The 21,971-nt window shown below is 65.2% G+C and carries 18 protein-coding genes; 16 read left to right on the top strand and 2 right to left on the bottom strand.

What is annotated here, in order from left to right; translation table 11 throughout:
* Nucleotides 1-4 precede the first annotated feature (4 nt).
* Entirely contained in the window at nt 5-268 is a 264-nt protein-coding gene (locus tag J5M67_RS21890) for a DUF2790 domain-containing protein (protein WP_207887420.1), read from the bottom strand.
* A 447-nt stretch (nt 269-715) separates the two neighbouring features.
* A complete protein-coding gene (locus J5M67_RS21885; protein WP_207887419.1) occupies nt 716-2,863 on the bottom strand; it encodes an FUSC family protein in 2,148 nt (715 codons plus the stop codon).
* A gap of 346 nt (nt 2,864-3,209) precedes the next feature.
* Between J5M67_RS21885 and J5M67_RS21880 the strand changes: the two genes are divergently transcribed.
* The 16 genes from J5M67_RS21880 (at nt 3,210) to ltaE (ending at nt 21,851) form a co-directional block, all read left to right on the top strand.
* Nucleotides 3,210-4,157: a LysR family transcriptional regulator gene (locus J5M67_RS21880; protein WP_207887418.1), complete on the top strand. Its 948-nt coding sequence runs from the start codon at nt 3,210-3,212 to the stop codon at nt 4,155-4,157.
* 148 nt (nt 4,158-4,305) lie between these two features.
* Nucleotides 4,306-6,261: an acetate--CoA ligase gene (acs, locus tag J5M67_RS21875; protein WP_207887417.1), complete on the top strand. Its 1,956-nt coding sequence runs from the start codon at nt 4,306-4,308 to the stop codon at nt 6,259-6,261.
* Between the two features lie 1,150 nt (nt 6,262-7,411).
* The gene (locus tag J5M67_RS21870; RefSeq protein ID WP_207887416.1) at nt 7,412-8,191 is read left to right on the top strand and encodes an ABC transporter substrate-binding protein; all 780 of its coding nucleotides are present in this window, start codon (nt 7,412-7,414) and stop codon (nt 8,189-8,191) included.
* 142 nt (nt 8,192-8,333) lie between these two features.
* A complete protein-coding gene (locus J5M67_RS21865) occupies nt 8,334-9,023 on the top strand; it encodes an ABC transporter permease (protein ID WP_207887415.1) in 690 nt (229 codons plus the stop codon).
* A gap of 16 nt (nt 9,024-9,039) precedes the next feature.
* On the top strand, nt 9,040-9,738 hold the full coding sequence (locus J5M67_RS21860; RefSeq protein ID WP_207887414.1) for an ABC transporter permease: 699 nt from the start codon (nt 9,040-9,042) through the stop codon (nt 9,736-9,738).
* 10 nt (nt 9,739-9,748) lie between these two features.
* Nucleotides 9,749-10,861 carry a succinylglutamate desuccinylase/aspartoacylase family protein gene (locus J5M67_RS21855; protein ID WP_207887413.1) on the top strand — a complete coding sequence of 371 codons (1,113 nt, stop codon included), beginning with the start codon at nt 9,749-9,751 and terminating at the stop codon, nt 10,859-10,861.
* 17 nt (nt 10,862-10,878) lie between these two features.
* Nucleotides 10,879-11,643: an arginine/ornithine transport ATP-binding protein AotP gene (aotP, locus tag J5M67_RS21850; RefSeq protein WP_207887412.1), complete on the top strand. Its 765-nt coding sequence runs from the start codon at nt 10,879-10,881 to the stop codon at nt 11,641-11,643.
* A 38-nt stretch (nt 11,644-11,681) separates the two neighbouring features.
* Nucleotides 11,682-12,665 carry a transcriptional regulator ArgR gene (gene argR, locus J5M67_RS21845; protein WP_207887411.1) on the top strand — a complete coding sequence of 328 codons (984 nt, stop codon included), beginning with the start codon at nt 11,682-11,684 and terminating at the stop codon, nt 12,663-12,665.
* A 414-nt stretch (nt 12,666-13,079) separates the two neighbouring features.
* The gene (locus J5M67_RS21840; protein WP_207887410.1) at nt 13,080-14,300 is read left to right on the top strand and encodes an aspartate aminotransferase family protein; all 1,221 of its coding nucleotides are present in this window, start codon (nt 13,080-13,082) and stop codon (nt 14,298-14,300) included.
* 153 nt (nt 14,301-14,453) lie between these two features.
* Nucleotides 14,454-15,470: an arginine/ornithine succinyltransferase subunit alpha gene (gene aruF / locus J5M67_RS21835; RefSeq protein ID WP_207887409.1), complete on the top strand. Its 1,017-nt coding sequence runs from the start codon at nt 14,454-14,456 to the stop codon at nt 15,468-15,470.
* An 11-nt stretch (nt 15,471-15,481) separates the two neighbouring features.
* Nucleotides 15,482-16,501, top strand: coding sequence for an arginine N-succinyltransferase (gene astA, locus J5M67_RS21830; protein WP_207887408.1), 1,020 nt, complete (start codon nt 15,482-15,484; stop codon nt 16,499-16,501).
* 25 nt (nt 16,502-16,526) lie between these two features.
* The gene (astD, locus tag J5M67_RS21825; RefSeq protein ID WP_207887407.1) at nt 16,527-17,993 is read left to right on the top strand and encodes a succinylglutamate-semialdehyde dehydrogenase; all 1,467 of its coding nucleotides are present in this window, start codon (nt 16,527-16,529) and stop codon (nt 17,991-17,993) included.
* Entirely contained in the window at nt 17,993-19,339 is a 1,347-nt protein-coding gene (astB, locus tag J5M67_RS21820; RefSeq protein WP_207887406.1) for an N-succinylarginine dihydrolase, read from the top strand. The genes astD and astB overlap by 1 nt, the downstream gene beginning before the upstream one ends.
* 9 nt (nt 19,340-19,348) lie before the next feature.
* On the top strand, nt 19,349-19,630 hold the full coding sequence (locus J5M67_RS21815) for a GTPase (protein WP_207887405.1): 282 nt from the start codon (nt 19,349-19,351) through the stop codon (nt 19,628-19,630).
* Nucleotides 19,631-19,680: 50 nt separating this feature from the next.
* Nucleotides 19,681-20,679 carry a succinylglutamate desuccinylase gene (astE, locus tag J5M67_RS21810; RefSeq protein WP_207887404.1) on the top strand — a complete coding sequence of 333 codons (999 nt, stop codon included), beginning with the start codon at nt 19,681-19,683 and terminating at the stop codon, nt 20,677-20,679.
* A gap of 167 nt (nt 20,680-20,846) precedes the next feature.
* Nucleotides 20,847-21,851 (top strand): low-specificity L-threonine aldolase, encoded by a 1,005-nt coding sequence (ltaE, locus tag J5M67_RS21805; protein WP_207887403.1) that lies wholly within the window; start codon nt 20,847-20,849, stop codon nt 21,849-21,851.
* The last annotated feature ends 120 nt before the right edge of the window (nt 21,852-21,971 follow it).

Raw genomic sequence — 21,971 nt, 5'->3', positions numbered from 1 at the left:
CCGGTTAGCCGCCGGAGCAGCCATTACCCCACACCTGGTATTCGACGGTGTGGCGCTGACCCTGGGAGTCTTCATAGGTCATGCGTGCCGGCACGATGCCGCATTGGGTGGACACGTCCGTGGTGGAGATCACATGGGCGACGTCCAGCTTCATGTCGTAGGTGTACTGCTCCGCGGCCGCGCTTTGCGCCTGGTCGGCGGCGTTCACCTGCTCGGCCAGGGCGAGCGAAGAGAAGCCCAGCATGGCCAGGATGACTACAGCTTTCATGAATTTACCTGCCTTGTCCCGGTGTCCGGGCATGACCTGCCCGTGACGCTCAGCCGGAGCTGCGTCGGGAAGCGTTGGGGATGGTTACGGGTCTTGGATGGTGTTGCGGCGCGCGCTGTAACAGCACGGAAATAATAGGATTTGCCTGACTTGAGTCATATATCCAGGCGCCAACAAGACTTCGTACTCAGAGGCAACAATCCAGGCGCGGTGCGGGTCTGAGGAGAGGTCTTGCGGCGGGCTGTCGCAGATTCGAAGGATTCGCGCGGGGTTGCCGGCAGGCGTAGGAGCGGACTCCGTCCGCGATTGGTTCGCATCGCGGACGGAGTCCGCTCCTACGGAAGATGGCAGCGCTGTGCCGTGCGGTTCGCGAGCAAGCTCGCTCCTACGAAGAGCGCGCCGGCGCATACCCTGTAGGAGCGAGCTTGCTCGCGAGCCTGGGAGATCTCAATCGCGCAACGGCGATTGCGGATCGAGCAGCGAGGTGCGGATGAAGTGCAGGTAGCTGCACACCCGGCGCAGGGGCGAGGAGTCGAAGTGCGGCGGTCGACGGTCGTCGGTGCTGCGCGTCGCATGGATGGCATGCTCAACCGCGGCCAGAGCGCGCTGCCGGTTGCTCTCGCTGGGCTGGATGAACAGGCGGATCAGCGCCCGGCCCAGTGCGCGAATCGCGCGGCGCCAGGGCATGCGTTCGGCGTACCAGGGTTCCTTCGGCAAGGCCTCCTGCTCGCGGCGCAGCTCGATGATCGACAGGCCGATCTCCTGCACCTGGAAGGTCCAGCGCAACAGTCGGCGCTGCACGTCCGGGCGGCCTGTGGATAACCCGTAGGCCTGGTTCAGCAGGTCGCGGGTGCCGCTCTCGAAACTGGAGGACAGGCCCTTCAGCGGATCGCTGATCACCCGCACCACGCGCAGGCGCAGTTCGGCTTCCAGGCGTTCCCACAGCCACGGCCGGTTCGGCGGCAGGATGACGATCGAGGCGACCACCGCCATGCCCATCGACAGCAGCATCGCCAGGTACTCGTTGATGAAGGTGTAGGCGTCGTAGCGCGCCAGGTTTGCCGGCAGCGAGGCGATGCAGAACCACACCAGCAGGCCGACGCCGTAGCCACTCCACTTGGGACGGGTGATGAGGAAGGCGCCGAGGGCGAACACCGGAGCGAGCACGAAGCACAGCAGCGGGAAGCCATCGATGTGCGGCAGCACGCGGAAGGTGAGGATGAAGCCGAGCGTGGCGCCGAGCAGCGTGCCCAAGGTCAGTTGCAGTGACAGGCGTTTGGGATTGGGCGAAGCGGATGAAAGCGCGGCGATCAGCACGGAGGTCAGCGCGAAGGTGGCGCCGCTGAGCCAGGAGGTCTCGATCCAGAACACCCCGCCGACGATCACCAGCAGCGCGCAACGAAAGCCCGCGACGGCAGCGGCGAGGGCGTTGGCCTTGGGTGTGAAGCGCTCCTTCCACTGTTCGCGCTCATGCTTGTGCGCGGCCAGCGAAGCGTGGGTCTGGGCGTAGTTGTGCATATCGTCGGCGAAGCGGTAGAGCAGCTCGGCGGCGGTCTCGAAATCCAGCTGGTCGGCTTCCCGTGGGCAGGTATGGCCAAGGGTGGATCGAGCCTCGCGGATGCGCGGCATCAGGTGGTGCTTGCACAATTCCAGCTGCACGCTGAGCCGCTCGGCGTCGGCTTCAGTGAGCGGCCGGCAGTGCCAGCTGGAGAGCAGTTCGCTGACGTCGATCAGGCACGGCATCAGCACTTCCAGCACGTTGCTGGCCTGGCGCTGACGCAGGCGGTCGAGCAGGCGCTGCAGGGCGTGGAAGCGTGTGGTCAGCTGCATGAACTCGCTGTTCAGACGCGCCAGGCGGCCGCTGCGCAGGCGCATGTGCGGGTCTTCGAAGGCGGTGACGTTACGCAAGCTTTCCAGACCGACCACTTCGGCGGCGATGCGCGCGCTGGCCTGTTCGAAGCGCTCGGGGTCGAGGGTGCCGTTGAGGCCGGCGCTGGCGAGGCCGGCGAAGTCGCCGAAGCGGGTGTTCAGCGCGTTGCGCAGGGCGGCGGTGCTGGTCTGCGGCAAGACCACGGCGCTGACCACGCCGGTGCAGAGAATCCCCAGGGTGATCTCGATCACCCGCCACAGCGCCTGCATGAAGGCACCTTCGGGGTGCAGGGTGGCGGGGATACCGATCATCACCGCGGTGTAGCCGGCGAGCAGACAAGCGTAGGCGCGGAAATCCCGGTAGCGCGCCGCACCGGCCGTGCACAGGCCGACCCAGATCGCCACGCAGAGCAGGAACAGCACGCGCTCCTGGGCGAACAAGGCGATGAAGGTGACCATCACCGTCAGCCCGGCCAACGTGCCGAGGATGCGGTAGAAACTCTTCGCCAGCACCTGCCCGCTCTGCGGCTGCAGCACGATGAAGGCGCTCACCAGCACGGTATTGGGCTGCGGCAGCTCCAGGCGATAGGCCAGCCACAGGGCGGTGAAGGCGGTGATCAGCGTCTTGAGGATGAACATCCAGGTAACGCCGTCGGTATGCGCCCAGTCGGACAGGGCGAAGCGCAGCGCGGCAGCCTTGGGCAGGCGCACGGAGAGACTGCTCATCGGGCTTATCTCGTCTGGCTTTGGGTGGGGATCAGGCCTTCAGGGCCTTGTAGTCGGGAGATAGAGCGAAGGGGTGGAAGCACGTTGCGCGAAAGGCGGAGCACGGCTGCTTGTCCTGGGGCGTGGCGGGAGACCGCGTTGGGGACGGCGATTCTAGAAGTGCGCCGGGGGCAGGATAAGCTGACGGATGGGCGAATTATTGTTACCTGAAAGTACAATAATCCCCGCGCGACACCTGTGCGACAATTCGCCGCCTGTCATGAATCTGTAACAAGGCGTTGCTCGGTCGAGCGCCGTTGCAGAGGCCGCCCGCCGTGGTGCGCCGACAGGCTCTTATGGAGAAATGATGGACCTGCTGCACAACATGCGTGCTTTCGTCTGTGTCGCCGAGACCGGCAGTTTCACCGCCGCCGCCCAGCGCATGGACCTCACCACCGCGTACGTCTCGCGGACGGTGGCCAAACTCGAAGCGCACCTGCGCACCCGCCTGCTGCACCGCACCACCCGCCGCATCGCCCTCACCGAAGCCGGCCAGCGTTACCTGCAGCGCTGCCAGCAAATCCTCGGCTACATCGAGGAGGCCGAGGCCGAGGCGGGCGACGCCCACGCCCGGCCCCATGGCAAGGTGAAGGTGCATGCCATGACCGGCATCGGCCAGCACTACCTGATCCGCGCGATCTCCCAGTACTGTGAGATCTACCCCGAGGTCAGCTTCGACCTGACCCTGGCCAACCGCATCACCGACATCCTCGACGAGGGCTACGACATCTCCGTGGTCATCGCCCAGGAGCTGCCGGATTCGGGCTTCGTCTCCAAGCGTATCGGCAAGACCTACAGCGTGCTCTGCGCGTCGCCCGAGTACGTGGCGCGCAACGGCATGCCGACAAAGCTGGCCGAGCTTACCGATCACCGTTGCCTGCGCCTGGTGAACTCGGTGATGTCCCTGGACAAGTGGCTGTTCGATGGTCCGGATGGCCAAGAGTTGGTGGGGGTCAACCACAGCCATTTCCAGGTCAACACCGCCGATGCCATGACCGAGGCGGTGCGCGCCGGCATGGGCATCGGCGCGCTGCCGGTGTATTCCGCCGTGCAGGGCCTGAAGGACGGCAGCCTGGTGCGCGTGCTGCCCGACTACAGCCTGTTCCACCTCAATGTTTATGCGCTGTACCCGTCGCGGCAGTACCTCGACGCGAAGATCCGCACCTGGGTGGAGTTCCTGCGTGACTGCGTGCCCGGCATGCTCGAGGAGCACGAAAGGATGATGGTTCAGCACGGGCGTACGGCTTTGGTCTGAGGTCGCTACAACCGCCAGAAGTCGCACTTATGGGGCTCATCAGTACAGGGCCCCGAGTGGTAAGACCATGGTCGAATGGTTCGGAGGAGGGTGTCGCCGTTACAACTGACGGCAACAAAAACAACACTCTTCACCGAGGTAGAACGCCATGACTGCGGCATCCGTGTACCCCGTGCGTCCCGAAGTGGCCGCGACCACTCTGACCGACGAGGCCACCTACAAGAAGCTGTACCAGCAGTCGGTGGTCAACCCCGACGGCTTCTGGCGCGAACAGGCCCAGCGCATCGACTGGATCAAGCCGTTCACCAAGGTCAAGCAAACCTCCTTCGACGACCACCACGTCGACATCAAGTGGTTTGCCGACGGTACCCTGAACCTCTCCTACAACTGCCTCGACCGCCACCTGGCCGAGCGCGGCGACCAGATCGCCATCATCTGGGAAGGCGACGATCCTTCCGAGCACAAGGAAATCACCTACCGCGAACTGCACGAGCAGGTCTGCAAGTTCGCCAACGCCCTGCGCGGCCAGGACGTGCACCGTGGCGACGTGGTGACCATCTACATGCCGATGATCCCGGAAGCCGTGGTCGCCATGCTGGCCTGCGCCCGCATTGGTGCGATCCACTCCGTGGTGTTCGGCGGCTTCTCTCCCGAAGCCCTGGCCGGCCGCATCATCGATTGCCGCTCCAAGGTGGTGATCACCGCCGACGAAGGCGTGCGCGGCGGCAAGAAAACCCCGCTGAAAGCCAATGTCGACGACGCGCTGACCAACCCGGAAACCAACAGCGTGCAGAAGATCATCGTCTGCAAGCGCACCGGTTCGAACATCAAGTGGAACCAGCACCGCGACGTGTGGTTCGAGGACCTGATGAAGGTCGCCGGCTCCACCTGCGCGCCGAAGGAAATGGGTGCCGAGGACCCGCTGTTCATCCTCTACACCTCCGGCTCCACCGGCAAACCCAAGGGTGTGCTGCACACCACCGGCGGCTACCTGGTCTATGCCTCGCTGACCCATGAGCGTGTGTTTGACTACCGTCCGGGCGAAGTCTTCTGGTGCACCGCCGACATCGGCTGGGTCACCGGCCACACCTACGTCGTCTACGGCCCGCTGGCCAACGGCGCGACCACCGTGCTGTTCGAGGGCGTGCCGAACTACCCGGACATCTCCCGCGTTGCGAAGATCGTCGACAAGCACAAGGTCAACATCCTCTACACCGCGCCGACTGCCATCCGCGCCATGATGGCCGAGGGCAAGGCCGCGGTCGAAGGCGCCGACGGCTCCAGCCTGCGCCTGCTGGGTTCGGTGGGCGAGCCGATCAACCCGGAAGCCTGGCAGTGGTACTACGAGACCGTCGGCCAGTCGCGCTGCCCGATCGTCGACACCTGGTGGCAGACCGAAACCGGCGCCTGCCTGATGACCCCGCTGCCGGGCGCCCATGGCCTGAAGCCGGGCTCCGCCGCCAAGCCGTTCTTCGGCGTGGTGCCGGCGCTGGTGGACAACCTGGGCAACATCCTGGAAGGGGCCACCGAGGGCAACCTGGTGATCCTGGATTCCTGGCCGGGCCAGGCGCGCACCCTCTACGGCGACCACGACCGCTACGTGGACACCTACTTCAAGACCTTCAAGGGCATGTACTTCACCGGCGACGGCGCCCGTCGCGACGAGGACGGCTACTACTGGATCACCGGCCGCGTCGATGACGTGCTCAACGTCTCCGGCCACCGCATGGGCACCGCCGAGATCGAGAGCGCCCTGGTCGCCCACCCGAAAGTGGCCGAGGCCGCAGTGGTTGGCGTGCCGCACGACATCAAGGGGCAGGGCATCTATGTCTACGTCACCTTGAATGCCGGCGAGGAAAACAGCGAGCAACTGCGCCAGGAACTGCGTGCCTGGGTGCGCAAGGAAATCGGCCCGATCGCCACCCCGGACGTGATCCAGTGGGCGCCCGGCCTGCCGAAGACCCGTTCGGGCAAGATCATGCGCCGCATCCTGCGCAAGATCGCCACGGCCGAATACGACGCCCTGGGTGACATCTCCACCCTGGCCGATCCGAGCGTGGTGCAGCATCTGGTGGAGACACACCAGTCCATGCGCGCGGCCTGATCCTAGGCTCCATGAAAGACGCCCCGCTTGCCGGGGCGTTTTTCTTTTCGGGGTGGGGCTCTTCGTAGGAGCGAGCTTGCTCACGAACCCTGCCTGACGCCGGCCTTGCCGGCGGGTCTCGGGCAGAGTCCGCTCCTACAGGCTGGGCTCGGTACATCTCCTGTAGGAGCGGACTCCGTCCGCGATACTTTTTGTTCTTGTTTGGGTGTCCATGCGCCGCTTCGGCGTTTGCTGGGGCTTTTTGTTTCGCCCCCTCGGGCGAGTCCCTTTTGGGGCCCAAAAGGAACCAAAAGGCCTTGCCCCTGCATCCGGTTTTTCGCTTAGGCGAAAAATGCCCTCGCTCCATCGAAGTTTCATGGGCCCGCCGTGAAGGGCCATCCCTGGCCCATCACGGCTCTCGCGACATCCATGTCGCTCAACCCCTGAAACTCCGATTCCACTCAGGCCTCCTGAAGGGGCGCTCCGGTGCGTGCGGAGATTTCTCTGGAAGTCTTTAAATCCAGAGCCAGATCCAGGGCTATGTGGTGCGTATTCCCGTAGGAGCGGACCTTGTCCGCGAAATCCCTCGCGGATGAATCCATTTCCACAGGGGGGGGGGACGGTGCTTTGCGCTTGCGTAGGAGTGGACTCTGTCCACGATGAGGCGGTGCGGTGCGGTGCGGTGCGGTGCGGTGCGGTGCGGTGCGGTTCGCGAGCAAGCTCGCTCCTACAGTGTGTCTTGTGCTCCCCGGTAACATTTCAGCGCGACAAATTGAGGCGCTAGGGAACAAATCGCACAGTCTCTGTGCGCTTTTTCTGTCGACTTCGATCGGGTCAATATTCCGCAGCCCGCATGAATACTGAGCAGCTAAGTTGTTGGCCTGATAACTGCAAGTAAAATTGGTTTTACTACTTACTTCTGCATCACGTATTATCCGCGCCGTCAAGCTGCAGGGGCTCTGTCTCCAGCGCTTCTATAATTACTTGTCGCATTGAAGAAATAACCTCTCAGGGGCTGTCGCTAGAATGCCGTTCACCCCGGTAGGCGTGCTTTTCCACGAGAAACACGCCGGCAATGCGCAGAGAAACAATAACCTTCACTTCTGCCGGGCAGCCTGGGCCAACCCCTTTTCTCCTGCCAATCGAAGTCTTACCCTCGAAGGAGTTACTGATGAAGAAGTTTGCACTTCTCGGTGCGCTGGCCCTGTCCGCGCTTTCCCTGGTTGCCCACGCTGACGACAAGCCGGTCCGCATCGGCATCGAAGCCGGTTACCCGCCGTTCTCCTTCAAGACGCCCGACGGCAAGCTCGCCGGTTTCGACGTGGATATCGGCAACGCCCTGTGCGAAGAAATGAAGGTCAAGTGCACCTGGGTCGAGCAGGAATTCGATGGCCTGATCCCGGCGCTGAAAGTTCGCAAGATCGACGCCATTCTCTCGTCCATGACCATCACCGACGAGCGCAAGAAGTCCGTCGACTTCACCAACAAGTACTACCACACCCCCGCGCGCTTCGTGATGAAGGAAGGCGCCACCCTGGCCGATCCGCTGAAGGATCTGAAGGGCAAGAAAGTCGGCGTGCTGCGCGCTTCCACCCACGACCGCTACGCCACCGACGTCCTGGCTCCGGCCGGCATCGAAGTCGTGCGCTACAACTCCCAGCAGGAAGCCAACATGGACCTGGTCTCCGGCCGCCTCGACGCGGTCATGGCTGACTCGGTCAACCTCGACGACGGCTTCCTGAAAACCGACGCCGGCAAGGGCTACGCTTTCGTAGGTCCGGAATACAACGATCCGAAGTACTTCGGTGGCGGCGCCGGCATTGCCGTGCGCAAGGGTGATACCGCCCTGGCCGAGAAATTCAACGCGGCCATCGCCGGCATCCGTGCCAACGGCAAGTACAAGCAGGTACAGGACAAGTACTTCAAGTTCGACGTCTACGGCGAGAACTGATCAACGTCCACGAAAGTGGCGCAAACCCGGGCCTGTTCCTGAAGTTTGTGCCACTTTTTTATTGGGTGCGATCCCGCGTCGGGTGATCGCCCTGCAGCGTCCGTACGGTTGCGGACGGCGTCCGGTCTAGAGGTGCGAAACTATGTTCAATGGCTACGGAGCCACCATCGTCGATGGTGCCTGGCTGACGCTCCAGCTGTCGTTGCTGTCGATGGCGTTGGCGATCGCACTGGGCCTGCTCGGTGCGGCCATCCGCCTGTCGCCGGTGAGGTGGCTGGCCTGGTGCGGCGACCTCTATGCCACCGTGATTCGCGGCGTGCCGGACCTGGTGCTGATCCTGCTGATCTTCTACGGCGGCCAGGCTGCGGTGAACTGGGTCGCGCCCATGGTTGGCTATGAGGATTACATCGACCTCAATCCCTTCGCCTCCGGCGTCGGCACCCTGGGCTTCATCTTTGGTGCCTACCTGTCCGAGACCTTCCGTGGCGCCTTCATGGCCATTCCGAAAGGGCAGGGCGAGGCCGGCTTCGCCTATGGCATGAGCCCGCTGCAGGTGTTCTTCCGCATCCAGGTGCCGCAGATGATCCGCCTGGCCATCCCCGGCTTCACCAACAACTGGCTGGTGCTGGTCAAGGCCACCGCGCTGATCTCCGTGGTCGGCCTGCAGGACATGATGTTCAAGGCCAAGCAGGCCTCGGACGCCACCCGCGAACCCTTCACCTATTTCCTCGCCGTGGCGGCGCTGTACCTGGTGGTCACTACCGTTTCCCTGGTACTGCTGCGCTTGCTCGAACGCCGCTATTCGGTCGGCGTGAAAGTCGCCGAGCTTTGAGTCAGAGGACGCCATCGTGATATTCGACTTCTCCGTCATCTGGGACAGCCTGCCGCTCTACTTCAGCGGCCTGCTAGTGACCCTCAAACTGCTGGCGATCTCGCTGTTCTTCGGCCTGGTCGCGGCGGTGCCGCTGGCGCTGATGCGCTGCTCGAAGAACCCGGCGGTGAACCTGCCGGCCTGGCTGTACACCTACGTGATTCGCGGCACCCCGATGCTGGTGCAGCTGTTCCTCATCTATTACGGCCTGGCCCAGTTCGAGGCGGTACGTGAAAGCTCGCTGTGGCCGCTGCTGTCCAACGCCACGTTCTGCGCCTGCGCCGCGTTCGCCATCAACACCAGCGCCTACACCGCCGAGATCCTCGCCGGCAGCATTCGCGCCACCCCGCACGGCGAGATCGAAGCGGCCAAGGCCATGGGCATGTCGCGGATCAAGATGTACCGCCGCATCCTCCTGCCCTCGGCGCTGCGCCGCGCCCTGCCGCAGTACAGCAACGAAGTGATCATGATGCTGCAGACCACCAGCCTGGCGTCCATCGTGACCCTGGTGGACGTCACCGGCGCCGCGCGCACCGTCTACTCGCAGTACTACCTGCCGTTCGAGGCGTTCATCACCGCCGGCATCTTCTACCTGATCATGACCTTCACCCTGGTGCGCCTGTTCAAGGCCGCCGAGCGCCGCTGGCTGGCCTATCTCGCGCCGCGCAAGCACTGAGGAGTCGACTGTGGAACGTATCGATCATCTGTTGCCGTGGAGCAGCCTGGGTAGCGAGCGCCGCCTGAGCGTGTTCCGTTACGGCAAGGGCCCGCGCAAGGTCTACATCCAGTCCAGCCTGCACGCCGACGAGCTGCCGGGCATGCGCACCGCCTGGGAACTCAAGCAGCGCCTGGCCGACCTCGAGTCGCGCGGGCAACTGAACTGCGTTGTCGAGCTGGTGCCGGTGGCCAACCCCATCGGCCTGGGCCAGACCTTGCAGGCCAGCCACCTGGGCCGTTTTGAATTCGGCAGCGGGAAGAACTTCAACCGCGATTTCGTCGAGCTCTCCGCGCTGGTGGCCGAGCGTGTCGGTGACAAACTCGGTGCCGATGAAGCCGCCAACGTCGAGCTGATCCGCCAGGCCATGCGTGACGGCCTCGATGCGCTGCCGCCGGCCGCGTCCGAGCTGCAGGGCATGCAGCGCGTCCTGCTGCGCCACGCCTGCGACGCCGATGTGGTACTCGACCTGCACTGCGACTTCGACGCCGCCATCCATGTCTATGCGATCCCGCAGCACTGGCCGCGCTGGAAATCCCTGGCCGCGCGACTCAAGGCCGGTGTGGCGCTGCTCGCCGAAGATTCCGGCGGCAGCTCCTTCGACGAATCCTGCTCGCTGCCCTGGCTGCGCCTGTCGCAAGCCTACCCGCAGGCGGCGATTCCGCTGGCGTGCCTGGCGACCACCGTCGAGCTGGGTGGCGTGGCCGATACCCGTGTCGACCAGGCCCGGGACAACGCCGAAGCCATTCTCGGCTTCCTCGCCGAGCAGGGGCTGATCGCAGGCGACTGGCCGGCGGCCCCGACCGAATGCTGCGAAGGCATGCCCTTCGAAGGCACCGAATACCTCCACGCGCCCCATGCCGGTGTCGTGAGCTTCCTGCGCAAGGCGGGGGAGTGGGTGGAGAAGGGCGACGCGCTGTTCGAGGTGGTCGACCCGCTGAACGACAAGGTCAGCACCGTTTGCGCCGGGACTTCCGGCGTGCTGTTCGCCATCGAGCGTGGGCGCTATGCCCAGCCAGGGCTTTGGCTGGCCAAGGTGGCCGGGCGTGAGCCGTTCCGCAAGGGCCGGCTGATCAACGACTGAATTCGAGAACCGACACCATGTACAAACTGGAAATCCAGGACCTGCACAAGCGCTACGGCAACCACGAGGTGCTCAAGGGCGTCTCCCTGGCGGCGAAGGCGGGCGACGTGATCAGCATCATCGGCTCCTCCGGCTCGGGCAAGAGTACCTTCCTGCGCTGCATCAACCTGCTGGAGCAGCCCCACGCCGGCAAGATCCTGCTCAACGGCGAGGAGCTCAAGCTCGTACCGAACAAGGACGGCGCACTCAAGGCCGCCGACGCCAAGCAGTTGCAGCGCATGCGCTCGCGCCTGTCGATGGTGTTCCAGCACTTCAACCTGTGGTCGCACATGAGCGCCCTGGAAAACGTCATCGAAGCGCCGGTCCATGTACTGGGCGTGTCGAAGAAAGAGGCGCTGGAAAAGGCCGAGCACTACCTGGCGAAAGTCGGTGTGGCGCACCGCAAGGATGCCTATCCCGCGCACATGTCTGGTGGCGAGCAGCAGCGCGTGGCCATCGCCCGTGCCCTGGCGGTCGAGCCGGAAGTCATGCTGTTCGACGAACCGACCTCGGCGCTGGACCCGGAACTGGTCGGCGAAGTGCTGCGCGTGATGCAGGACCTTGCCCAGGAAGGTCGCACCATGGTGGTGGTGACCCACGAGATGGGCTTTGCCCGTGAGGTTTCCAACCAGCTGGTATTCCTCCACAAGGGCTTGGTGGAAGAGGCGGGCTGCCCCAAGGAAGTCCTCGCCAATCCGCAATCGGAACGTCTCAAGCAGTTCCTTTCCGGCAGCTTGAAGTAAGCTGTCTGTCATCCCGTGTCGCCTGGTGACCTCGTCGCATGACTGCACAACGCATCGGATTCCTCCTCTGGCCGCACACCCGCGCGCTGACCCTGGCACTGGCCGAGGAGGCCCTGCGGGTCGCCCGCCGGCTGCATCCGGAGGCGCTCTACGATCCGGTGTTCATGAGCGCCGAAACGGTCGCCGAGGCCGACGGCTGGCGCCTGCCGGGGCAGCCCTGGGCCGGAGCGCTGGAGCAGTGCCAGCGCATTTTCCTGGTCGCCGATGAAGTTCCCCATACGGTCTCCGCACCGCTGGCCTCCGCGCTCAAGCAGCTGTCGCGCAGCGGCGTGAGCATCGGTGCGCTGTCCGCCGGCATCTACCCGCTGGCGCAGCTCGGCTTGCTCGACGGCTACCGCACCGCCGTGCACTGGCGCTGGCACGACGACTTCACCGAGCGTTACCCCAAGGTCATCGCCACCAACCATCTGTTCGAATGGGACCGCGACCGCCTGAGCGCCTGTGGCGGCATGGCGGTGCTCGACCTGCTGCTGGCCGTGCTGTCCCGCGACCATGGTGCGGAACTGGCGGGCGCGGTGTCCGAAGAACTGGTGGTCGAGCGCATCCGCGAAGGCTCCGAACGCCAGCGCATCCCGCTGAAGAACCGCCTCGGTTCCAGCCACCCGAAGCTCACCCAGGCGGTGCTGCTGATGGAGGCGAACATCGAGGAGCCGCTGACCACCGACGAGATCGCTCAGCACGTGTGTGTCTCGCGCCGCCAGCTGGAGCGCATCTTCAAGCAGTACCTGACCCGTGTGCCCAGCCAGTACTACCTGGAACTGCGCCTGAACCGCGCGCGGCAGATGCTCATGCAGACCAGCAAGTCGATCATCCAGATCGGCCTGTCCTGCGGCTTCTCCAGCGGTCCGCATTTCTCCAGCGCCTACCGCAATTTCTTCGGCGTGACCCCGCGCGAAGACCGCAACCAGCGTCGCGGGCAGAGCGCCGCCGAGGCTGCTCCGGTGGTCGCCGAGCGCGGCTGAAGCTGCGCTTTTCGTAGGGCGGCTAACCTGGAACAGGTTATCCGCCGCTGTGGCCGCGGCGGATAACGCTGGCGCGTTATGCGCCCTACGAGTCTCCTGCCGTAAATGCGAACAATCTTGTCGGATACGCCGGTTTAAAGCGGTTCGCGAGCAAGCTCGCTCCTACGAAAACTCCCTCTGCTTTATTTCTGACCGTTCATTCGCCACGCGAACAAATTCCACGTCCCCGTGTACCCGCAGCAGTCCGCAGGCCTTACACTGCGCCTTCCCGACGCTTTCTGTCGCATTTCCATAAAGCTCGGCAATCCGCGGGTTGGCGCTATAACAAGTTGTCGCATGGCGACAATGCCGACCCGACAATCGTCCCTACAATCCTTCCAACGATAGCCGCCTCAACCAGGCAGGAGAACACCGATGTCCGCTCCGCAAGCTCAGGTCCAACGTTCCGATTTCGACCAGGTCATGGTTCCCAACTATTCGCCGGCCGCTTTCATTCCGGTGCGTGGCGAGGGTTCCCGAGTCTGGGATCAGAGCGGCCGAGAGCTGATTGACTTCGCCGGCGGCATCGCAGTGAACTCCCTGGGCCACGCCCACCCGGCGCTGATGCAGGCGCTGACCGAGCAGGCCGGCAAGATCTGGCACGTCTCCAACGTGTTCACCAACGAGCCGGCCCTGCGCCTGGCCAAGAAGCTGATCGATTCGACCTTCGCCGAGCGCGTGTTCTTCGCCAACTCCGGCGCCGAGGCCAACGAGGCTGCGCTGAAGCTGGCCCGTCGTTATGCCCACGATGTCTACGGCCCCGAGAAGTACGAGATCATCTCGATGGTCAACAGCTTCCACGGCCGTACCCTGTTCACCGTCAACGTCGGTGGCCAGGCCAAGTACTCCGACGGCTTCGGCCCGAAAGTGCAGGGCATCACCCACATTCCGTTCAACGACCTGGACGCGCTGAAGGCCGCTATCTCCGACAAGACCTGTGCTGTGATCATCGAGCCGGTGCAGGGCGAGAGCGGCGTGCTGCCGGCCGACCAGGCTTACCTGGAAGGTGTGCGCAAGCTGTGCGACGAGAACAACGCACTGCTGATCTTCGACGAAGTGCAGAGCGGTTTCGGTCGTATCGGCTACCTCTACGCCCACCAGTACTACGGCGTGAACCCGGACATCCTGTCCAGCGCCAAGGGCCTGGGCGGCGGCTTCCCGATCGGCGCCATGCTGACCACCGCGAAGATCGCCGAACACCTGGTCGTCGGCACCCACGGCACCACCTACGGCGGCAACCCGCTGGCCTGCGCCGTCGCCGGCGCGGCCTTCGACGTGATCAACACCCCGGAAGTGCTCGAAGGCGTCAAGGCCAAGCACGAGCGCTTCAAGGTCCGCCTGGAGAAGATCGCCGCCGAGTACGGCATCTTCACCCAGGTTCGCGGCATGGGCATGCTGATCGGCGCCGTGCTGGCCGACGCCTGGAAAGGCAAGGCCAAGGACGTGCTGAACGCTGCCGAGAAAGAGGCCGTGATGGTCCTGCAGGCCGGCCCGGACGTGGTGCGCTTCGCCCCCAGCCTGGTAATCCCGGATGCGGACATCGACGAGGGCCTGGATCGCCTGGAGCGCGCCATCGCCAAGCTGACCCGCGGCTAACAGCTGCGACTAAGCTGAATCTGCGGCGGAGCGATTTCGCCGCGCCACCGGCCGGGACACCCCGGCCGGTCTTCCGAATGCCCTGGTGAGTGCGGCACAGGTTGTGTCGCGCCCGCGAATCATGAACTTTTGTCTGGTTAGAGGAGTGACGCCATGCTGGTGATGCGCCCCGCCCAAGTGGCCGACCTGCAGCAGGTGCAGCGTCTCGCCGCGGACAGCCCGGTCGGCGTCACGTCGCTGCCGGACGACGCGGAACGTCTGCGGGAAAAGATCCTTGCCTCGGAGGCCTCGTTCGCCGCCGAAGTGAGCTTCAACGGTGAAGAGAGCTATTTCTTCGTGCTGGAAGACAGCCTCAGCGGTCGCCTGGTCGGCTGCTCGGCGATCGTCGCGTCGGCCGGCTTCTCCGAGCCGTTCTACAGCTTCCGCAACGAGACCTTCGTGCACGCTTCCCGCGAGCTGAAGATCCACAACAAGATCCACGTCCTCTCGCTGTGCCACGACCTCACCGGCAACAGCTTGCTGACCAGCTTCTACGTCGAGCGCGACCTGGTGAACACGCCGGTCGCCGAGCTCAACTCCCGCGGCCGCCTGCTGTTCATGGCCAGCCATCCGGAGCGCTTCGCCGACGCAGTGGTGGTGGAAATCGTCGGCTACAGCGACGACCAGGGCCAATCGCCGTTCTGGAACGCCATCGGCCGCAACTTCTTCGACCTCGACTACTCCGAGGCCGAGAGGCTTTCGGGCCTGAAGAGCCGCACCTTCCTCGCCGAGCTGATGCCGCACTACCCGATCTACGTGCCGCTGCTGCCGGACGAGGCGCAGGAGTCCATGGGCCAGGTGCACCCGCGTGCGCAGATCACCTTCGACATCCTGATGCGCGACGGCTTCGAGTCCGACAACTACATCGACATCTTCGACGGCGGCCCGACCCTGCACGCGCCCATCTCCAGCATCCGTTCCATCGCCCAGAGCCGGCAGGTACCGGTGCGTATCGGCGAAGGCGGCAAGGGGAATCGCGGCTACCTGGTCACCAACGGCCAGCTGCAGGACTTCCGCGCCATCGTCGCCGAACTCGACTGGGCACCCGGCAAGCCGGTGACCCTGAACCAGGAAGCCGCTGACGCCCTGGGCGTCGGCGAGGGCGCCAGCGTGCGCCTGGTCGCGATCTGAGGGGAGAGAACATGATCGTCCGTCCCGTAACCAGCGCCGACCTTCCGGCCCTGTTCGACCTGGCCCGCAGCACCGGCACCGGCCTGACCACCCTGCCGGCCAACGAGCAGCGCCTGCAGCACCGCGTCAGCTGGGCCGAGAAGGCCTTCCGTGGCGAGGCCGAGCGTGCCGACGCCGACTACCTGTTCGTCCTCGAGGATGACGACGGCAAGGTGGTGGGGATTTCCGCCGTGGCCGGCGCCGTCGGCCTGCGCGAGCCCTGGTACAACTACCGTGTCGGCCTGACCGTCAGCGCCTCCCAGGAACTGGGTATCCACCGCGAGATTCCTACGCTGTTCCTTGCCAACGACCTCACTGGTCAGTCCGAGCTGTGCTCGCTGTTCCTGCATGCCGACCACCGCACCGGCCTCAATGGCCGTCTGCTGTCCAAGGCGCGTTTCCTGTTCATCGCCGAGTTCCGCGAACTCTTCGGTGACAAGGTGATCGCCGAGATGCGCGGCATGTCCGACAGCGAAGGCCGCTCGCCGTTCTGGGAGAGCCTGGGCCGGCACTTCTTCAAGATGGAGTTCAGCCAGGCCGACTACCTGACCGGCGTGGGCAACAAGTCCTTCATCGCCGAGCTGATGCCCAAGTTCCCGCTCTACACCTGCTTCCTCTCGGAAGAGGCGCGCGCGGTGATCGGCCGCGTACACCCGGACACCGAGCCGGCGCTGGCCATGCTCAAGGCCGAAGGCTTCAGCTACCAGGGCTATGTCGACATCTTCGACGCCGGCCCCGCCATCGAGGCGCCGACCGACAAGATCCGTCCGATCGCCGACAGCCAGACCCTGGTGCTGGCCATCGGTACGCCGGGCGACGACGCCGAACCCTTCCTGATTCACAACCGCAAGCGCGAGGAAAGCCGCATCACCGCGGCTCCGGCGCGCGTGGCTGCCGGCTCGCTGGTGGTCGACGCGCTGACCGCCAAGCGCCTGCGCCTGTCCGCCGGGGCTTCGGTCCGCGCGGTGCCTCTCTCCGGAAAACGCAACTGATGCCGCGAGGCGTCAGGGGAGTCTGATGATGAATACCCACTACATTGCCGGCCAGTGGCTGGCGGGCGAAGGCGAGTCGCTGGAGTCCCTCTGCCCGGTCAGCCAGACCGTGGTCTGGAGCGGCCGCGCCGCCTCGGCCGCGCAGGTCGGCGCCGCCGTTGCCGCCGCACGCGCCGCTTTCCCGGCCTGGGCCCGTCGCCCGGTGGAAGAGCGCATTGCCGTGCTGGAGCGCTTCGCCGCTGCCCTCAAGGGGCGCTCCGAGGAACTGGCCCGCGCCATCGGCGAGGAAACCGGCAAGCCGCTGTGGGAAGCCGCCACCGAAGTGACCAGCATGGTCAACAAGGTCGCCATCTCGGTTCAGGCCTTCCGTGAACGTACCGGCGAGAAGAGTGGCCCGCTGGCCGACGCCACCGCCGTGCTGCGCCACAAGCCCCATGGCGTGGTCGCCGTGTTCGGCCCGTACAACTTCCCTGGCCACCTGCCCAACGGCCATATCGTGCCGGCCCTGCTGGCAGGGAATGCCGTGGTGTTCAAGCCCAGCGAGTTGACCCCGAAGGTCGCCGAGCTGACCCTGCAGGCCTGGATCGAGTCGGGCATTCCCGCCGGCGTGATCAATCTGGTGCAGGGCGCCCGCGACACCGGCGTGGCACTGGCTGGCAACGACGACATCGACGGCCTGTTCTTCACCGGCTCCAGCCGTACCGGCAACCTGCTGCACAGCCAGTTCGGCGGCCGTCCGCAGAAGATCCTGGCGCTGGAGATGGGCGGCAATAACCCGCTGGTGGTCGACGAAGTGCAAGACGTGGACGCCGCCGTCTACACCATCATCCAGTCCGCCTTCATTTCCGCCGGCCAGCGCTGCACCTGCGCCCGCCGCCTGCTGGTACCGCAGGGCACCTGGGGCGACGCGCTGATCGAGCGCCTGGTGGCCGTGGCCTCGACCATCAAGGTCGGCCGCTTCGACGAGCAACCGGCGCCTTTCATGGGCTCGGTGATCTCGCTTGCCGCCGCCGAACACCTGATCAAGGCCCAGGAGCAACTGCTGGCCAAGGGCGCCAAGCCGCTGCTGGCGATGACCCAGCCGCTGGCCGGTGCCGCGCTGCTGACGCCGGGCATCCTCGATGTCACCGCCGTGGCCGAGCGCCCGGACGAAGAATTCTTCGGCCCGCTGCTGCAGGTGATCCGCTATGCCGACTTCGACGCCGCCGTGCGCGAAGCCAATGCCACCCAGTACGGCCTGGCCGCCGGCCTGCTGTCGGATTCCCGCGAGCGCTATGAGGACTTCCTCATCGAGAGCCGCGCCGGCATCGTCAACTGGAACAAACAACTGACCGGCGCCGCCAGCAGTGCGCCCTTCGGCGGCATTGGCGCCTCGGGCAACCATCGCCCGAGCGCCTACTACGCGGCCGACTACTGCGCCTATCCGGTCGCCTCGCTGGAAAGCGAAAGCTTGAGCCTGCCTGCAACCCTGACCCCGGGAGTGAGCCTGTGATGACCGCCTATGAAATGAACTTCGATGGTCTGGTCGGACCGACCCACAACTACGGTGGCCTGTCCTACGGCAACGTTGCTTCGCAGAGCAACAGCCAGGCGGCGTCCAACCCGCGCGAAGCGGCGAAGCAGGGCCTGTCGAAGATGAAGGCGCTGATGGAGATGGGCTTCAAGCAGGGCGTATTCGCCCCGCAGGAACGCCCGGCCGTCGCCTCGCTGCGCGCCCTGGGCTTCTCCGGCACCGACGCCGAGGTCATCGCCAAGGCTGCCAAGGAGGCCATGCCGCTGCTCGCCGCCACCAGTTCGGCGTCCTGCATGTGGACCGCCAACGCGGCCACCGTCAGCCCCGGCGCCGATACCGCCGATGGCCGCGTGCATTTCACCGCCGCCAACCTGAACTGCAAGTTCCACCGCTCCATCGAGCATCCGCAGACCAGCCGTATCCTCGCGGCGATGTTCAACGACGAGAAGCACTTCGCCCACCACGCCGCTCTGCCGGCGGTCGCCCAGTTCGGCGACGAGGGCGCGGCCAACCACACGCGCTTCTGCAAGTCCTATGGCGAAGCCGGCGTGGAGTTCTTCGTGTTCGGTCGCAGTGCCTTCGACAGCCGCTTCCCGGCGCCGCAGCGCTACCCGGCGCGGCAGACCCTGGAAGCCTGCCAGGCGGTGGCCCGCCTGCACGGCCTGAGCGATGACGGCGTGGTCTACGCCCAGCAGAACCCGGCGGTGATCGACCAGGGCGTGTTCCACAACGACGTGATCGCAGTGGGCAACGGCGAAGTGCTGTTCTACCACGAAGATGCCTTCCTCGACACCGAGCGCGTGCTCGCCGAGCTGCACGACAAGCTGGGTCGCCGTGGCGGTCGCTTCCAGGCCGTGTGCGTGCCGCGCGACCAGGTCACGGTCGAGGACGCGGTGAAGTCCTACCTGTTCAACAGCCAGCTGCTGACTCGCGCGGACGGCAACATGCTGCTGATCGTCCCGGAGGAGTGCCGCAAGAACGAGCGCGTGTGGAACTACCTGTCGCGCCTGACCAGCGAGGACGGCCCGATCCGCGAGGTGAAGGTGTTCGATCTCAAGCAGAGCATGCAGAACGGCGGCGGCCCTGCCTGCCTGCGCCTGCGCGTGGCGCTGACCGACAAGGAGCTGGCGGCGGTCAATCCGGGCGTGATCATGACCCCGACCCTGCACGACACGCTGGTCACCTGGGTCGACAAGCACTACCGTGATCGGCTGTCCGAGTCCGATCTGGCCGACCCGCAACTGCTCATCGAGTGCCGTACGGCGTTGGATGAATTGACCCAGATCCTTAAACTGGGCTCGGTTTATCCCTTCCAGCAGATTTGAGTAACTGACATGACCGAAAGCCTCCCGCTGATTCTCGAAGACAACAAGGGCGAGCGCCGCGAGACTCACACCGCGCGCCTGGCCATTCGCCTGGAAGGGCGCGAGCTGTGGCTGGAGGCCGATGGCAAGGGCGGTTTGGTGATCTACGCCGACTCCCATGAGGACGACACCGAGATCCCGCTGCTGGTGGTGCGCCCGCAGGCAGTCAACCAACTGGGCCTGACTCTGGAGCTGGAAGCCGCCGAAGTCCACGAACATGGTCCAGACTGTGGATGTGACCATCACCACTGATCGCGGAGTCCACGGCCCGATCCGGCCGTGGGACTGATGGAGGCGTCCGCATGCTAGCTCTGGGCAAACTGCTCGAACTGACCCTCGCCGGCCGTGAGCCGACGGAAAAGATCCAGCTCACCGCAGACGGCACCCGCCTGCACTGGCTGGCCGAGGGCGCCCTGGAAATCAACCCGTCCACGACCCGCGACCAGGGTGGCGACCTGCTGCTCTCGGCTGGCATTCATGGCAACGAGACCGCGCCCATCGAGCTGCTCGACCGCCTGGTGCAGCGTATAGCCCGTGGCGAGCTGAAGCCGGCGGTGCGCATCCTGATCCTGCTCGGCAACCCCGAAGCGATGCGCCGCGGCGAGCGCTACCTGGAGCAGGACATCAACCGCCTGTTCTGCGGTCGCCACGAAGAGGGCAGCGGCAACGAAGCCCTGCGTGCGTCCGAGCTGGAGCGCCTGGCCGCTGCGTTCTTCGCCCGCGAAGGGCGCACGCGCCTGCACTACGACCTGCACACCGCTATCCGCGGCTCGAAGATCGAGCAGTTCGCCCTCTATCCCTGGAGCGAAGGCCGCCAGCACTCCCGCGACGAACTGGCGCGTCTGCGCAGCGCCGGCATCGACGCGGTGCTGCTGCAGAGCAAACCGGGCATTACCTTCAGCGCCTACACCTACAGCCATCTGGGTGCCGAGGCCTTCACCCTGGAACTGGGCAAGGCGCGGCCGTTCGGGCAGAACCAGGCAGTCAATCTCGATCGCCTTGAAAGCATGCTGCAAAGCCTGATCCGTGGCGACGCGCCGGAGGCTGATGGCAGCCATCTCGACGGCCTCAAGCTGTTCGCCGTGTCCCGCGAGGTGATCAAGCACAGTGACCATTTCCGCCTGCACCTGGACGATGCTGTGGATAACTTCACCGAGCTGGATCAGGGCTACCTGCTCGCCGAGGACATCGGCGGCACCCGCTGGATCGTGGAAGAGCAGGGCGCACGGATCATCTTCCCCAACCCTCGGGTGAAGAACGGATTGCGTGCCGGCATCCTGGTCGTCCCCACCGAGCTCTGACCGCTTTTTGCTCTCGTAGGAGCGAGCTTGCTCGCGAACGGAATTGTCGGCGGCTCCTGCGCTGGGCGGTTCGCGAGCAAGCTCGCTCCTACAGTTATCCAACCCTTGTCCCGCCACTGGCGAGCGCTTAGCATCGGCCTTTCCGCCTGATGCCCGAGGAGCCCGCCATGTCCATCATCGACCTTCGCAGCGACACCGTGACCCTGCCCACCGCCGGGATGCGCGAGGCCATGGCGCGCGCCGAACTGGGCGATGACGTGTATGGCGAAGACCCCACCGTCAACCGCCTCGAAGCGTCCCTGGCCGAGCGCCTGGGGTTCGCCGCCGCGCTGTTCGTGCCCACCGGCACCATGAGCAACCTGCTCGGCCTGATGGCCCACTGCGGCCGGGGCGACGAGTACATCGTCGGCCAGCAGGCGCACACCTATAAATACGAAGGCGGTGGCGCTGCAGTCCTCGGCTCCATCCAGCCGCAACCCCTCGATGGCGAAGCCGACGGTTCGCTCGACCTGGCCAAGGTCGAGGCGGCCATCAAGCAGGACGACTTCCACTTCGCCCGCACCCGCCTGCTGGCGCTGGAAAACACCATGCAGGGCAAGGTGCTGCCCCAGGCCTATCTCGCCGCCGCGCGAGAAATGACCCGCCGCCGTGGCCTGGCCCTGCACCTGGACGGTGCGCGCCTGTACAACGCAGCGGTGAAGCTGGGTGTGGACGCCCGCGAGATCACCCGCCACTTCGACTCCGTTTCCGTGTGCCTGTCCAAGGGGCTGGGCGCGCCGGTGGGTTCGGTGCTGTGTGGCGATGCCGAGCTGATCGGCCGGGCGCGCCGTCTGCGCAAGATGGTCGGCGGTGGCATGCGTCAGGCCGGCGGCCTGGCGGCCGCGGGGTTGTATGCGCTGGACCACCAGGTCGAGCGCCTGGCCGAGGATCACGCCAATGCCGAGGCGCTGGGCCGTGGTCTGGCCGAACTGGGCTATGCCATCGAGCCGGTACAGACCAGCATGGTCTACGTCGGCCTCGGTGAGCAGGCCGGCGCGCTGGCGACTCACCTTGCCGAGCGCGGCATTCGGGTCAGCCCGGCGGCACGCCTGCGGCTGGTCACGCATCTCGACGTGAAATCGGCGGATATTCCGCGTATCGTCGCAGCTTTCGCCGCCTTTCGTCGCAACTGAGCAAGCGTAAGGCGCAATAGCCGCCGGCTATCGCACAAACACACTGTACCGAGCACGCAGGGCCGATCATAATGCGGCCCTTTGCCGGCGATTTGTGGCCGCATTTTTCCGTGGAAGAAT

It is taken from the genome of Pseudomonas sp. 30_B (genome assembly GCF_017491605.1).
Lineage (GTDB): Bacteria > Pseudomonadota > Gammaproteobacteria > Pseudomonadales > Pseudomonadaceae > Pseudomonas.
This window is presented reverse-complemented; position numbering and strand designations above follow the sequence as displayed.